Genomic DNA, 14,077 nt, shown 5'->3' with positions numbered 1-14,077 from the left:
TCGACGAACCAGCAGATCATCGCCCGCATCGGCACCCGCCTGCACAACGACAAGGGGCAGCTCGTCCACCTCGCCCCGGACCCGGACAAGCTGCACCTGTTCTCCTCCTCCACCGAGGAGCGCCTCGACTAAGGTGACCGGGTGGCGTCCTGGGACAGCGACGTACCTGGTGTGATGGTCCTGCCGTCGGGCCGGCCGGTGCGCGGACGCGGTCTGCGCACCGGCCCGCCGGCGGGGCCTCCGCCGACGTACGGCGTCTATCTCCTGGGTCAGCAACCTCCGCCGGTCGACTGGGAGTCGCACTGGCTGCGCTGGCCCGACTTCCGGTTGCCCACTGACCACGCCGAGGCTCGCCGGGTCTTCGGGGAGGCGCTGGAACGGGCCGGCTCCGAACGCGTCGAGTTCGCCTGCGGCGGTGGCCGCGGCCGCACGGGTACGGCGCTCGCCTGCCTGGCCGTCCTGGACGGGATCCCGGCCGACCGCGCCGTTGCCTTCGTCCGGGAGCACTACGACCGGCACGCGGTCGAAATGCCCTGGCAGAAGCGCTACGTACGACGCTTCGGCCGGTAAATCCCGTTGACCGCGGGCGGCGCCGCCGCGTTTGCTCGGCCGCGTGACGATCGAGCGCACCAACCCTGACAACCTGCATCCGACGCCCGGCTACCATCACGTGACCCGGGTCCAGGCCGACACTCTCGTCTACCTCGCGGGCCAGTGCCCGCTCGACCCGTCCGGCACGCTGGCCGGCGCCGGGCTCGAAGGTCAGACCGAGCAGGTCATCAAGAACATCCTCGTCGCCCTCGACGCCGCGGGCGCCAAGCCGGACGACGTCGTCCGTACGGTCATCTACGTTGCCAGCGCGGACCGCGACGAGCTCGCCGCGGTGTGGACGCAACTCAACGACTCACCGCTCGCGCCTGCGTTCACCTCCGCCAGCACGCTCCTGGGCGTCGCCCAACTCGGCTTCCCCGGTCAACTCGTCGAGATCGACGTGACCGCGGCGCTCTGACGCTCAGGCGGCGATGAGCCCGATGCCCAGCGTCAGGACGCCGAGGGCGAGGGACGCCGCGCCGAGCCAGAGGATCCAGAGGAACTGGTTCGGCTGGGTCCGGCCTCTGCCGGTGGACGAGGCGAAGAAGCCGCCGGACATGAGGATCGCCGCGACCGGGATCGCCAGCCGCGCGACCCACAGCATGGCCCCGGTCAACCCGGTCTGGTCGACGTACAGCAGGCCGACCAGGCTCAGGATGACCAGGACGCCGGCGTGCGCGTGGCCGGCCCGGGCGAACGACTTCTGGAAGTCCGTCATCGGCACCTGGCCACGGACGATCTTCGTCATGAAGTAGCCGCCGAACTGGATCGTCACGATCGTCAGCAGGATCGCTCCGGCGATGATCCGCGAAGCATCACTCATGAGTACACGCTCTCCTTGTCTGCTCGGGCGAGCAGTCCGCGGGTCGGCGTACTGTCCGCGGTCCGGGCAACCCAGAGCACCACCGCGATGTAGAGCATCTGCTCGGGAATCCGCTGCCAGAGTGGCGTCGCCGGCTCACCGTTGGCGAGGACAACCTGTACGGCCGCCGCATAGATGTTTGCCGGAAGCAACGTCACGAACAACGCGGCGAGCCCGATCGCGGCCGGCCGCCGAGTCGCGGTCAGCACGAGACCGGCCGCGGCGAGGAACTCCAGCCCGCCGGTGACGTACACCAGCGCGTCCGCGAACGGCAGGAACGGCGGCACCATCCGGACCAGGTCGGCGTGGTTCGGCATCGCCGTCACGCTCGCCGGCACGAAGTGCGCGCTCGCGGTGAACAGCAGCATGACGGCCATTCCGTGCGCCGCACTCACCGGCGAACTGGCGAACCGCCGGACGCCGAGCGCACCGAACGCCCGGAAGACCACCGTCGCCAGCACGAGAACTGCGGGGATCATCTACCCTCCCTTCGATGGATAGTGGCACTATCCGTTTATGGATACTGCTACTATCCATCACGACCGCGAGGAAGGCAAGCGAGATGCGAATCGGGGAACTGAGCCGGGCCACCGGCGTACCGGTGCCGACGATCAAGTACTACCTGCGTGAGGGGCTGCTTCCGCAGGGTGAGCTCACCAGCCCGAACCAGGCGTCGTACGGCGAACCGCACGTCCGCCGGCTGCGGTTGATCCGCGCCCTCGTGGAGATCGCGCAGGTCCCGGTGGCCCAGGTGAAAGAGATTCTCGAGTCACTCGACTCCGACGCCGTACCCCTGCACGAGCAGATCGGCCGCGCCCACCGGGCCCTCACCCCTCGCCGCAAGCCGACTGCGTCCGACGAGGCCCGCGAAGCCGCCGCCGCTCAGGTGACCGGCGTCATCTCCAGCCGCGGCTGGTCTGTCGAACCCGAGGCCCCCGCCCTGACCACCCTGATCGAGACCGTCGCCGCGCTCCGCACCCTCGGCCAGGACAACCTCGTCACCTTCCTGGACGCCTACGCCGAAGCCGTCGAACGCTTCACCGAACTGGAGATCGAAGCCGTCTCCACCAACCCCACCCGAGACCAACTCGCCGAGTCGGTGGTCATCGGCACCATCCTCGGCGAAACCCTCATCTCCTCCCTCCGCCTCCTGGCCCAGGAATCCATCTCGGCCAACCGGTGGAAGAAGCTCTGACTACCCGTCGTGGGCCATGTCCACGAACCGCGAGTAGTGCCCCTGGAACGCCACGACCACTTCGGCGGTAGGCCCGTTGCGATGCTTGGCGACGATGAAGTCCGCTTCGCCGGGCCGCGTGGACTCCCGCTCATACGCATCCTCGCGATGCAGGAGGATGACGACGTCGGCGTCCTGCTCCAGGGAGTTGTGAGTGGCGATGCCTTCGGCGACGAAGTTGTGGGTGCCCAGGACGGTGGCGTCGTACACCGGCTGTTCGCCGAGGGACTGGATCGAGGTGACGGTGTCCCAGAAGATGTCATTGGTGGCGAGGACTTCGAGGTCGGCATCGTCGAGGACGTCGGCGACCTTGGCGAGGCGTTGCCGGCTCGGGGCACGCTTCCACATCGCCGAGCCGGAGAACTGCGTGCCCATGGCCGAGGCGAACTCCCGGTGGGTCATCTTCTGGTCGGCGAGCGCCTCGCGGACGTGGGTCCAGACCTCTTGGGGGATGGTGTCGAGGTTGGTGTTGCTCTTGATGTCGCGCAGCGCCGCGGCCACCTCGAGAACCTCGAGTTCGCGCAGGCCGTGAACGCCGATCTCGTCGCAGAAGCGCAACTGGTTCTCGGCGCCGTAGATGTGCAGGTGATAGCTGTCGCGGTCGCCGGTCTTCTTGACGGTCTCGATCCGGCTGAAGATGTTGTGGCGGAGGAGGAGGCGGGCCAGGTCGTCGACGAGGCGGCGGCTGGTGGAGGTGTAGTAGATGCGGCCCTGGCCGACCTTGGCGTCCCAGCGGACGGAACCGTCGGTGGCCCACAGGTGGCGAATGAAGCGGCCGACCTGATCCTTGGGGAGGGCGAAGACACCAGCCGGGACGAACTTCTCGTGGCTGCGCAGACCGAACAGGCCGAGCTCGTCGAGCCAGGCCGCGATCGGGTTGCGCTTGCCCCGGGCGAGGCGGTACGGCGCCGGGAGGCGGAGACTGGTGACCCGGTCCGCGGCGTACTCGTCGCGGACCGCGGTGATGCCGAAGCGTCGGCGTGCCGCCGCGGCGACGGCCGTCAGATTGGCCTCGTCGATGCTCGCGTACCGGATCGGCTGGCGCTTGACGAACGAGCCGTCGCCGAGCAGATGGGCGAGGAGGGTGACCTCGTCCTCGTCCCACGGCGCGACGTCCAGCGGCGCGGGGACATGGCGCAGCGATCCCAACCGGGCGCCCGGACGCAGGTCACCCAGCGGCTTCCAGCCGTCGTACGTGAGGAACGGGTGGTTCGCCGTCGCCTTGATCTCCCGGCCGGAGGCGAGCTTCAGCCGGAAGACCTCCTTCACCCCGCTCGGGAAGGCGTGTGTCAGCGTCCGCGGCACCAGCTTGAGCCGGTCGTCCAGCGACCAGACCGGGACGTCGCGTGCGTTCGTGGCCAGCAGTTCGCCGAGCGAGATCTCGGCACCGGTGTCCGCGCGCAGCAGCCGAGTGTCCGCGGTGAGGCAGCCCGATTCGCGGAGGTCGGAAGCCATGGGACGTTTGTCGGAGCGTTGTTCGGAGCCCCGGTTGAGCTGGCAGATGGCTACTACGGGGAGCTCGAGTTCCTTGGCGAGGAGTTTGATCGAGCGGGAGAACTCGGAGACCTCGAGTTGGCGGGACTCGACCTTCTTGCCGGACGTCATCAGCTGGAGGTAGTCGATCACGATCAGCCGGAGGTCGTGGCGCTGCTTGAGCCGGCGGGCCTTGGCGCGGATCTCCATCATGGTCAGGTTCGGCGAGTCGTCGATGAACAGCGGGGCCTCGGAAACCTCGCCCATCTTGCGGGCCAGCCGGGCCCAGTCCTCGTCGGTCATCTTGCCGTTGCGCATGTGGTGCAGCGGCACCTTCGCCTCGGCCGAGAGCAGACGCATGGTGATCTCGTTGCGGCTCATCTCCAGGGAGAAGATGCACGAGGTCAGGCCGTGCTTGATCGACGCCGACCGGGCCAAGTCCAGCCCGAGGGTGGAGTTGTGGGTGGGGATCATCGTCTTGCCGGCCAGGTACAGGTGGTCGGGGTTGTCGACCTCGACGCAGCGCACCGGCACGCTCTCCACCGGGTCGAGCCACTCCAGCCGCCGGTCGCCCTCGCCGGCCGGCGCGGCCGGGAAACCGTGCCCGGTGATCTGACGCGGCGCCGACCCCGGGATCGGCGGTGTCAGCCCGGGACTCGCGGACATCGCCGTGTGCAGGTCGGCGGTCGTGCAGACCACCGGGCGGCCGCCGTCCTCGACTCGCCACTGGTGCTCGGCGTCGGCGACGATTGTGCTGCCGTCGGAGAAGAACAGCCGGAAACACGGCCGGTCCACCATCACCTCGGTCGCCGCGACCACCGTGGTCGGCAGCCCGTCGGCGTCCAGGAGCTGGTCGCCGACCGCGACCTCGGCCATCGTCGTCCAGCCGGTCGGCGTCGGCAGCGGGGTGTCGAGCGCGAGTGCCTTCCCCATCGCGGGACGGGCGGCGACGATGATCATCTGGCCGGGGTGCAGCCCGTTGGTCAGCTCGTCCAGGTCGGTGAACCCGGTCGGCACGCCGACCATCGCGTCACCGCGGGAGTCGATCGCCTCGATCTCGTCGAGGGCGCCCTCCATGATGTCCTTCAGCGGCGCGTAGTCCTCGGCGGTCCGCTTCTCGGTGACCGAGTAGATCTCGGCCTGGGCCTCGTCGACGACGTCGTCGACCTCGCCCTCACCCGCGTACCCGAGCTGGACGATCTTGGTGCCGGCCTCGACCAGGCGGCGCAGGATCGCCTTCTCCCGGACGATGTGCGCGTAGTACCCGGCGTTCGCGGCGAGCGGGACGGAGGCGACCAGGGTGTGCACGTACGGCGCGCCGCCGATCCGGGCCATCTCGCCGCGGCGGTTCAGCTCCGCGGCGACCGTGATCGCGTCGGCCGGCTCACCCCGCGCGTACAGGTCGGTGACGGCGTCGAAGACGATCTCGTGCGCCGGGCGGTAGAAGTCGGTGCCGCGCAGAGTCTCGATGACGTCGGCGATCGCGTCCTTGCTCAGCATCATCGCGCCGAGCACGCACTGCTCGGCCGCCAGGTCCTGCGGCGGCGTGCGGTCGAAGCCCATCTCCGGGTTGCGCTCCTCCTGGCCGCCGCCCTGCCCCCCGCGGAACTCCGCCACACTCACTTCGTCCGACCTCCTCGTCCCACCGAGCCGACACCCGGCCGAACCACGCCCGGCACGGTTCGAACAACCGTTCGAACCGTAGCCGAACCCGCCGACAGTTTCCACTGCCCCACCACGCCGGTCGGACAGGCCCTCGCCGGCGCCATCCGCAGGCGGACTCGCCCCCGAGACTGCGGGCGGACGGCGTCAGTCACGTGACCGTACGCCGGTCGGGTCACAGGGTGGTAGTTCGCCGTCCACACCCCCTGTGGACGAACTGTGGGAAACTCCGGTGACAGGTGTGCACAGGTTGGGCATATTCCTGTGGATATCTGGGGACAACCACCCACAAAGGGCCTCTGACCTGCGGTTTCACCAATGCACAACTGTGGAGAAGAAAAAGTCGGGTCCCATTTTCCGAACTCCTGGGTCTGATCGGTTGTGCACAGCCTGAGTCAGGCACAATGTGGCTCATGCTCATGACAGGCCGACCGCGACGGTGAGGTCGAAGCTGCGTCGACTCATCGGTGAGCAGGACCGGGAGATCCTGCGCCTGGCCGTCCCGGCATTCTTCGCGCTGGTGTCCGAGCCGCTCATGCTGCTGGCCGACTCGGCGATCGTCGGACATCTCGGAACGCCGCAACTCGCGGCCCTCGGGGTCGCCGGAACGATCCTGCAGACCCTGGTCGGCGTCTGCATCTTCCTGGCCTACGGGACCACCTCGGCGGTCGCCCGCCGGATCGGCGCCGGCGACCATCGCGGCGCACTGGCCCAGGGCATCGACGGACTGTGGCTGGCGCTGCTGCTGGGGGTCGTACTCGCCGTGGCCGGGCTGATCTTCGCCCCGGCCGCCATCGGGGCGTTCGATCCGTCGCCGGACGTCGCCGGCCACGCGGTCGTCTACCTGCGGATCTCGTGCTTCGGCATCCCGTCGATGCTTCTGCTGCTGGCGGCGACCGGCGTACTGCGTGGTCTGCAGGACACCAAGACCCCGATGGTGGTCGCGATCAGCGCGAACCTGGTCAACATCGGACTCAACTTCCTGTTCGTCTACGGCTTCGGCCTGGACATCGCCGGGTCGGCCCTCGGTACGGCGCTCGCGCAGACGGCCGCCGGGGTCGCGCTGGTCGTGGTCGTCGTCCGCGGCGCCCGCCGGGACGGCGCCAAGCTGCGGCCGGACCGGCCGGGCATCCTCGCGTCCGCGCAGATGGGCGTGCCGCTGATCGTCCGCACCCTGACGTTGCGGGTGGCGATCATCCTGCTGACGTTCGTCGCCACCGCCCTCGGTACGACGTCCGTCGCGGCGCATCAGGTCGCTTTCACCCTGTGGTCGTTCCTGGCGCTGGCCCTCGACGCGATCGCGATCGCCGCGCAGGCGCTGACCGGTCGGTCCCTGGGCGCCGGGGACGTCGACGGCACCCGGGCGATCACCCGCCGGATGATGTGGTGGGGCCTGTTCTCCGGGGTGCTCGGCGGGTTGGCGCTGTGGGGGCTCCGGGACATCTACGTGCCGTGGTTCACCGCGGACCCCGAGGTCCGGAGTACGTTGGCCGCCGTACTGATCGTGGCAGCGCTCTGGCAGCCGGTGAACGGCGTGGTGTTCGTCCTCGACGGCGTACTGATCGGAGCGGGTGACGGGCCGTACCTGGCGGTGGCCGGAGTCATCGCTCTCGTGCTGTACGTGCCGCTGGCGCTGAGTGTGCTGTGGCTCGACGGTGGCGTCGTCGCCCTGTGGTGGGCGTTCGGCGGCTTCATGCTGCTGAGACTGCTCACCCTGGTCACCCGCGAGCGCCGCGATGCCTGGCTGGTGACGGGAGCTACCCGCTGACCCTGCCCGTGCGGCATCGTGTGGGTGGAACGAAAGGAGCGGCATGGCCGACACCGACGACGAGCAGACCGTTGCGCTCGAGCCCGAGCAGCGTGAGCAGGGCGACGACGACAGCCCGGAGGCGCTGAGTGAACGGCGTGGCGCCGGCGAGTGGGTGCGCGACGCCGAGCCGTCGACGGCGGTGCTGACACCGGAGGAGGCCCGCCGCGACGAGGAGGAGCTCGATCAACTCCGCGACGAAGAGCTCGAGATCACCGCGGACGAGCGCGAGCTGCGGGAGGTCCGCCACCGGCGTGAGGTCCTCGACGCCACCGCGGAGACCACCGAGGCGATGCGCCTCGCCGACGTCGCCGAGCTCAAGCGCGATCGTCTTCGCGACGACGCCGCCGCCCAGCGCCGGCAAGGGTTGAGCGACCGCGCTCACGGCCGCCACCTGCTCGACGAAGCCGCGGCCCACCCGGACGAGCCCGGCGCGGATGCGACCGCGGCCGCCGGACGCCGCTACCAACGCGCCGCGGACCGGGAGGAGCGCGGCGCGAGGTACGACGACGGCGCCGCGGACCGGTACGACGCCGAAGCGCGCGACCGGCGGAGCGAGGCGGCCCAGCAGCCCGGGCAACCGCCCGCCGCCGACGCCGTCCGGAATCCACCGGCCGAGACGCCGACGGCGCGCAAGTTCGTCCAGCGTCGCAAGAACCTGAAGAAGCAGCGGACGACCCGCCCCGGCGAGCTCCGGGACGTCGGTCTGGGCGACTGACGCGGGTCAGCGCTCAGCTTCTGGACGTGAATGAGCGGCGAGTTCGCCGAGACCAGCACGACGAAGACCACCGCGGCCAGCGGCAGAGCGAGGCTCCACAGCGCAGCCGCGGAAGCCAGATTACAAGCAGCGATCGGACGGCGTCGTACTGCCCGCCTCCCGGCCTCGACCCGGCGAAGATGCCTAGGGCAACCAGCTCGATTAGGAATCGCGACCAGCAGGTTGCCCCCACCGCCACCCCTAGATGCCGCGCAGGTTCGGCTGCCGCTGGTCGAAGAACAGACCAGCCGGCGGCTCCTCCACCGGCAGCGGCGGGATCGGGTAGTCGGTGTGCGAACCACGGCAGGCCGCGAACGGGCCGTCCGGATCGAGCAGCGCCATCATGTGCGGGTCGGCGTGGTCGCGCCACCAGACCGACATCCCGGTGGCCGGATCGAGCCGGAGGTGCTCCCAGGCCCGCCAGATCGAGTCCAGCCGGCTCAGCGCCTCGGCGTGCCGGTACCACTCCGGGCACCAGACATATTGCTGGCCGATCCGGCGCGAGTAGAGGTAGACCAGCCTGTCCTCGACGAAGGCCGCGACGTGCGGATAGAAGAGTTCCTGTTCACCATCCACGGCGCTGCTCCTCACTCTGCTCCCAGACCGGCACACCGGTCGGCATCGCCGGCGGCGCCGACGGCGGCCGGCTCCCGGCCGCGACCCACGGGTTCGCACTCTGCGGGGCGCCGGCACCGGCTCCTGGATCGTACTTCGCCAGCGACGCCTTGACGGCGCCCGCGTCCGCCCGGGTGAACCACGGCACGGTCTTCACCATCGTGGCCGGGATACCGGACGGGAACACCACGGCCCGGCCGGGCGGCATCGACGCCAGGTCGGACACCTCGAGGATGTGGTGCCGCTGGGTCTGCCGGCTGGTGCCGCGCTCGCCCTTGTTGTACGACACCGAGCTCGAGGTGATGTCGTAGTCGCCGATCAGCTTGCTCAGCTTCTCCAGGAAGGTCGCGTCCGAGGCGCCACCGCCGTACACCCGGATGTTGGCGGCCGACCACAGCTTGTCCATGCCGCGCTCGCCCCAGCACTCCATCCCCTGCGCCCAGGACTGCAGGATCGTCATCAGCACGATGCCGCGGGAGCCGAAGTGGCTGTACAGATCGGGCAGGTTCTTCCAGCGGCACACGTTCGCGGCCTCGTCCAGTACGCCGACGAGCGGGCTCGGCATCCGGCCCATCGGGCAGCCCTTGGCGTACTCCTCGGCCGCCTCCACCACGGCCACCGTCAACGCGGTGACCAGCGGCCCCGCCGTACCGGCGCCCTCCTTCGACAGGCTGTACAACGTGCCGCCCTTGCGGACGAACTCGTGCGGGTTGAACTGCGGGCGGGTGTCGTTCGGCCCCTGCGGGATGACCCAGCGGGTGACCTTCCGGTTGACCAGGAACTGCGCGCTCTGCTGGGCCGTGCCGTAGACACCGGCGCGCTGCTTGTCCGGCGCGTTGATCACGCCGGACAGCGCGTCCGCGGACAGGTGCAAGCCCGGTGTGTTGCGCAGGATCCGCTCGGGCTCGTCGTTGCGCTGGTCGGCGAGCCAGCTGTACACCTGCGTGATCGGGCGCTTCGCGACCGCCGCCGCGAGCAGCAGGCCGGCCAGCAGGTCGGTGCCGGCGGCGTCGAAGAACGCGTCCGTCTGCGCGTTCTCCTTGCGCTGCGACGCGACGAAGTGCTCGGCCAGCTCGCGTGCCTTCACCTCGTCGGTGATGTAGGTGAGCGGGTTCCACCACCAGTTCGGCGGCTCCTCGCAGACCTCCTGCGGGTCGAACACCCAGACCGGGCCCTTGTCCAGTCGCGGACCACGGGTGGAGTCGACGATGTCCCGCTTGTTCGAGGTGGCGACCACCGCGCCGGGCGCGTCCAGGATCGCCGGGACCGCGCGCGAGGTCGTCTTACCGGTCCGGGGACCCCAGATGTCGACGTGCATGTCCTCCCAGGACCCGAACACCTCCAGGTTGTCGCGGACGGTCCGGCCGATCAGGATGCCGGGGCCCGCGTGCCCGGCGCCGAGGCGGTCCGCGATCCCCTGCGCACCCTCGCGGGTGAGCTTGTAGATCTCCGAGCGCTTCGACATCAGATGCGCCTGCCGGTCCACCCGGCCGATCGACTTCTCCCGCTTGCGGACCAGGAAGTAGCCGCCGGCACCGACCAGCATCAGGACGACGATCTCGAGGATGAACACCCCGGTCGCCGCGGCGGACCAGCGCAGCCGGCCCTCGATCAGGTCGGTCATCGCGGCCAGCGGGTTGCCGACCGCGCGGGTGTCGTTGACCGCGGCCGCGACCTTGAGCGCTCCCCACACCCCACCGACGATGACCGCGAACAGTCCGATGCCGATGAAGACGATGATCGACTCGACGGACAGTCCGCCGGGACCGGTGCTCTTCCTGCCCTGCGCCATTACTCGTCAACTCCCGTCCGCGAGACCAGGCGGGTGGTCGGGTCGGGCGGCGGCAGCATGGCCGGGTCGTCGAGACTGTACTCCTCGAGGACCTCCTCCGACCCGTCGGCGGCCACCTCGACCTTCAGCGGCCTGCCGTCGGCACCCGTCCGCCACAACTTGTTCGTGTCGTTGATCTCGCGTTCGACCGAGGTCAGCCCGACATGCACCGGGATGCCGGGGCGGCCGCCGACCTTGACCAGGAAGTTCCCTCGGCCTGGTGGTGCGGCCTCCTCGCCGGTGGCCGGGTCCCACGCGGGCGGGTCCTGCCAGCCGATGAGCATGTTCTTCTCCTCCTCGGACATCGGCACGACCTCGGTCAGGTTCTCCATCTCGGCCCGCGGCAGACCGCCGCAGATGACCATGCCGGACCGCTCGACGAAACCCTTGGCCTTCATCCGGTCCTCGGGGTGCTCGAGCGCGAGCAGGTCGGACATGGTGTGCGAGATCATCGCCATGCCGACACCGCGCTGGCGGTTCAGCCGGGTGAGCGCGTCCACCCGGTCGACCAGGCCACGACCGGCACGCAGCACCCGCCACAACTCGTCGAGAATGACGAAGTAGTGCCGCCGCGGCTCCAGCCCGGCTTCGGCGAGCGCCTGCGAGACCGCCACCGCGCCGAACCCGTAGGACCAGCAGGCCAGCAGTACGGCGGCCTGCAGGCTGGTCTCGGAGTCGTCGATGTTGGACACGTCGAACACCACCGGACGGTCCATCTGCATCGGGTTGTCGGTCTGCTCGGAGAAGATCTCGCCGAGCCGGCCGCCGCCGACCAGACCGATCAGCGACGCCTCGAGCCCTTCGGTGATCTGCCGGTACCGGTCGAGGCTGCCGCGGTCCAGGGCCACGTTGCGGACCCGGTCGGGCGCGTCCTGGATAACCCGGAGCAGGTCACGCAGCAGCGGCGTCCCCTGGTGTCGCTCGTCGAGGACCTTGAGGGCCTCGTCGATGATCGTTTCCTCGCGGTCCGACGGCGGGGCCGACCGCATGATCGAGATCAGCGCCGACACCATCGTCTGCCGGCGGCCGTGCGCGTCCGCCTGGATCGCCTCGCGTGCCTTGCCGGTGAGCCGCAGCGCGGCCTGCCGGGACTCGCCCGGGTCGAGCACGTTCAGGTGCCCGCGGCCGCGGCCGAGCTGGATGACCTGGCCGCCGAGGGCCTCGATCAGGTCCTTGTAGTCAGGTTTCAGGTCGCCGAGCACCAGCGGCTGGATGCCGTACCCGGCCAGGCCGAGCGCCATCCGCCGGGTGATCGTCGATTTCCCCAAGCCAGGCTTGCCAAGTACGAACATCGACGGGTTGGAGATCAGCTTCGCGCGCATGAACCAGCTGATCGGGTCGCAGCACATGGTCGCGCCGGACAGGATGTTCCGGCCGATCGGGACGCCGACCATCGGGCTGCCGGTACCGGCCGCGAACGGCCACAGTCCGCAGACCTGGACCGTCGTACCGCGCCACTCGGCCGGGGCCTGCAGGTACGTCGAGTAGCCGCCGCCCATGCCCGGCCAGCCACGCGGCATCGGCCGCTTGCCGCCGCGGGACGGGTCGACCGGCTTCTTCGGCTTCTTGCTCATAAGGACTCCCCAGCGGTCATAGAGCTTCCCGCAGGCCGGCCGGAACGGACAGGTGGCTCTGCAGTACGACGCCCAGCGGCAGCGCGGCCACGAACGCGGAGTCCTGCGACCCGTACGCCGGACGCAGCAGGATCCGCGCGGTCGCGCCGAGGTTGTCGATCGCGGCGATCATGTCCGGGATCTGCTCGGCCGTCATCACCGTCCCGGTGACCACCATGCCGAAGTTGACCAGGCCGGCGCCGCGGGCCTCCTCCTGGGCGGTCCTGTCGGCGGCCCGGGCCTCGGCCATCGTCCGGGCCGTCGGACGGCTCGACGTGGTCGCGCGGAAGGACGCGTTGCGCTTGTCGGCCTCGACCATCCGGGCCGCGGTGGCCGCGTCCAGCGGACGGTAGAGCAGCGTGACCCGCTTGCGGTCGATGTCGGCGTGCGGGGCGACCAGCTGGGACAGCACCGAGGAGAACACCTCGCCCCGCGGCGCCTGGGTCATCTGCCAGGTCACCGACCAGGCCGAGTCGTGCCGGTACTTGTCCCAGAACGCTTGCGCACCGGCCGGACCGACGTCGGTCCACAGCAGCTCCGGCGCCATCCCCTGCCCGCGCGCCTCGTCGATCAGGACCGCGGCGGCCGGGTCGTAGGCGATCCGCACGGTCTCGCAGAGCTCCTGCGCGGTGACCGGACGGGCGGCACCGGCACCGGTCGCGTTCAGGCTCTGCGTGAGCGCCGGCAGCCGGGACGCGAGCTCGCGGCCCATGTCGTCTTCCTTGCGCCGCTTGCCGTTGCGGTCGGTGCCCTTGAAGGTCAGCGCGACCCGCGCGGAGACCAGGGCCGAGCCCTCCGGATACGTCTGCACGACCTCGGTCAGCATCGCCCGGGCGATCGCCGGCGTACCGTCCATCATGTTGTTGCCGACCTCGCGGCGCAGCCGGATGCCGGTGTCGGGCGCGCTCTCCACCGTCACCGACGCGGCCACGATGCCCGGCTCGTGGCCGAGCGACGCCAGCCACTGGCCCCAGTGCGCGACCCATACGTCGATCTGCTCCTCGTCGACCAGCGACGCGCCGTCCGGCTCGGCGTTGATGACGACGGTGAAGTGCCGCGTGCTCGGGTAGAACAGCAGCGCGAACGGCCGTCCGTAGGAGTCCTTGAACTCACTCAGCTGCGACGCGGCGGCCAGACCGGGGAGCTGGAACTTGCCCCAGGCGGTCCGCCCGAGCGGACCGGAACGGTAGAGGTTGTGCTTCGCCATCTTTGCTCGTTGCCATCCAATGCGGGTCGAGAGCCGTTGCAGCGTGGACAGTCCGTGCTTGTCCTTGGTCATCAGCATCAGCAGGCAGATGGCCAGGATCAGCAACGTGATGACCGCGGCGATCACACCGCCGGCCATCATGGCCAGGATCGTCGCGATCAGGCCGCCCATCATCAGGGCGGTGCCGAGCGTGCCCAGCCCGGCGATACCCGCCGAGGCGGGCTGCCGCCAGTTTCCGTAGGTGCGCGGGGCGCGCACGTTGTCAGCCGCTGCCACGTGGTCCGTCCGAGTCTCGTTGTGCGTCGCGGCGGGACTGGTCGTCCTGCCAACGGAGGTTCTGCTGCTGCTGCTGGGCGCGGGCCCGGTCGTTGTCGCGACTCAGGTCGCGGGCCGAGCCGCCGCTGCCCGACGGGCCACCGCCACCG

12 protein-coding genes are annotated in these 14,077 nt (G+C 70.0%); 5 read left to right on the top strand and 7 right to left on the bottom strand.

Features of this window, described 5'->3' with window-relative positions:
• The first annotated feature begins 141 nt into the window (after positions 1-141).
• Positions 142-570 carry a phosphatase domain-containing protein gene (locus E1218_RS30520; protein WP_233712582.1) on the top strand — a complete coding sequence of 143 codons (429 nt, stop codon included), beginning with the start codon at positions 142-144 and terminating at the stop codon, positions 568-570.
• Positions 571-613: 43 nt separating this feature from the next.
• Positions 614-1,009 (top strand): RidA family protein, encoded by a 396-nt coding sequence (locus tag E1218_RS30515; RefSeq protein ID WP_202866278.1) that lies wholly within the window; start codon positions 614-616, stop codon positions 1,007-1,009.
• Between the two features lie 3 nt (positions 1,010-1,012).
• Here E1218_RS30515 and E1218_RS30510 read toward each other — a convergent pair whose 3' ends face one another.
• A complete protein-coding gene (locus E1218_RS30510; protein WP_132326501.1) occupies positions 1,013-1,414 on the bottom strand; it encodes a hypothetical protein in 402 nt (133 codons plus the stop codon).
• Positions 1,411-1,932, bottom strand: coding sequence for a DoxX family protein (locus tag E1218_RS30505; RefSeq protein WP_132326499.1), 522 nt, complete (start codon positions 1,930-1,932; stop codon positions 1,411-1,413). The genes E1218_RS30510 and E1218_RS30505 overlap by 4 nt, the downstream gene beginning before the upstream one ends.
• An 83-nt stretch (positions 1,933-2,015) precedes the next feature.
• Here E1218_RS30505 and E1218_RS30500 point away from each other — a divergent pair, with 83 nt between their 5' ends.
• Entirely contained in the window at positions 2,016-2,648 is a 633-nt protein-coding gene (locus tag E1218_RS30500) for a MerR family transcriptional regulator (protein WP_132326497.1), read from the top strand.
• Here E1218_RS30500 and E1218_RS30495 read toward each other — a convergent pair whose 3' ends face one another.
• Complete coding sequence (locus E1218_RS30495; protein WP_132326509.1) at positions 2,649-5,723, bottom strand: replicative DNA helicase; 3,075 nt, start codon at positions 5,721-5,723, stop codon at positions 2,649-2,651.
• Between the two features lie 538 nt (positions 5,724-6,261).
• Here E1218_RS30495 and E1218_RS30490 point away from each other — a divergent pair.
• Together E1218_RS30490 and E1218_RS30485 are read left to right on the top strand one after the other, a co-directional pair.
• Positions 6,262-7,590, top strand: coding sequence for an MATE family efflux transporter (locus E1218_RS30490; RefSeq protein WP_165949487.1), 1,329 nt, complete (start codon positions 6,262-6,264; stop codon positions 7,588-7,590).
• A gap of 43 nt (positions 7,591-7,633) precedes the next feature.
• Positions 7,634-8,347 (top strand): hypothetical protein, encoded by a 714-nt coding sequence (locus E1218_RS30485; protein ID WP_132326495.1) that lies wholly within the window; start codon positions 7,634-7,636, stop codon positions 8,345-8,347.
• Between the two features lie 240 nt (positions 8,348-8,587).
• Here the strand turns inward: E1218_RS30485 and E1218_RS30480 are convergent, their stop codons facing one another.
• From E1218_RS30480 to E1218_RS30465, 4 genes are read right to left on the bottom strand one after another with little or no spacing between them, the layout of a single operon-like run.
• Positions 8,588-8,962, bottom strand: a complete 375-nt coding sequence (locus tag E1218_RS30480) for a DUF4913 domain-containing protein (protein WP_132326493.1) — start codon at positions 8,960-8,962, stop codon at positions 8,588-8,590.
• On the bottom strand, positions 8,952-10,793 hold the full coding sequence (locus E1218_RS30475; RefSeq protein ID WP_132326491.1) for a type IV secretory system conjugative DNA transfer family protein: 1,842 nt from the start codon (positions 10,791-10,793) through the stop codon (positions 8,952-8,954). The genes E1218_RS30480 and E1218_RS30475 overlap by 11 nt, the downstream gene beginning before the upstream one ends.
• A complete protein-coding gene (locus tag E1218_RS30470; RefSeq protein ID WP_132326489.1) occupies positions 10,793-12,406 on the bottom strand; it encodes an ATP/GTP-binding protein in 1,614 nt (537 codons plus the stop codon). Before E1218_RS30470 ends, E1218_RS30475 begins: the two co-directional genes overlap by 1 nt.
• Before the next feature lie 16 nt (positions 12,407-12,422).
• Positions 12,423-13,928 carry an SCO6880 family protein gene (locus tag E1218_RS30465; RefSeq protein WP_202866277.1) on the bottom strand — a complete coding sequence of 502 codons (1,506 nt, stop codon included), beginning with the start codon at positions 13,926-13,928 and terminating at the stop codon, positions 12,423-12,425.
• Positions 13,929-14,077 lie beyond the last annotated feature (149 nt).

The sequence above is a fragment of the Kribbella turkmenica genome (assembly GCF_004348725.1).
GTDB lineage: Bacteria > Actinomycetota > Actinomycetes > Propionibacteriales > Kribbellaceae > Kribbella > Kribbella turkmenica.
Note: the sequence above shows the minus strand (reverse complement) of the source record. Positions and strands in the feature narration are given on the sequence as shown.

Coding starts and splice junctions, on each gene's coding strand:
- E1218_RS30500 (WP_132326497.1), top strand. CDS start 2,016: ATGCGAATCGGGGAACTGAGCCGGGCCACCGGCGTACCGGTGCCGACG.
- E1218_RS30505 (WP_132326499.1), bottom strand. CDS start 1,932: ATGATCCCCGCAGTTCTCGTGCTGGCGACGGTGGTCTTCCGGGCGTTC.
- E1218_RS30495 (WP_132326509.1), bottom strand. CDS start 5,723: ATGGGCTTCGACCGCACGCCGCCGCAGGACCTGGCGGCCGAGCAGTGC.
- E1218_RS30485 (WP_132326495.1), top strand. CDS start 7,634: ATGGCCGACACCGACGACGAGCAGACCGTTGCGCTCGAGCCCGAGCAG.
- E1218_RS30510 (WP_132326501.1), bottom strand. CDS start 1,414: ATGAGTGATGCTTCGCGGATCATCGCCGGAGCGATCCTGCTGACGATC.
- E1218_RS30475 (WP_132326491.1), bottom strand. CDS start 10,793: ATGGCGCAGGGCAGGAAGAGCACCGGTCCCGGCGGACTGTCCGTCGAG.
- E1218_RS30470 (WP_132326489.1), bottom strand. CDS start 12,406: ATGAGCAAGAAGCCGAAGAAGCCGGTCGACCCGTCCCGCGGCGGCAAG.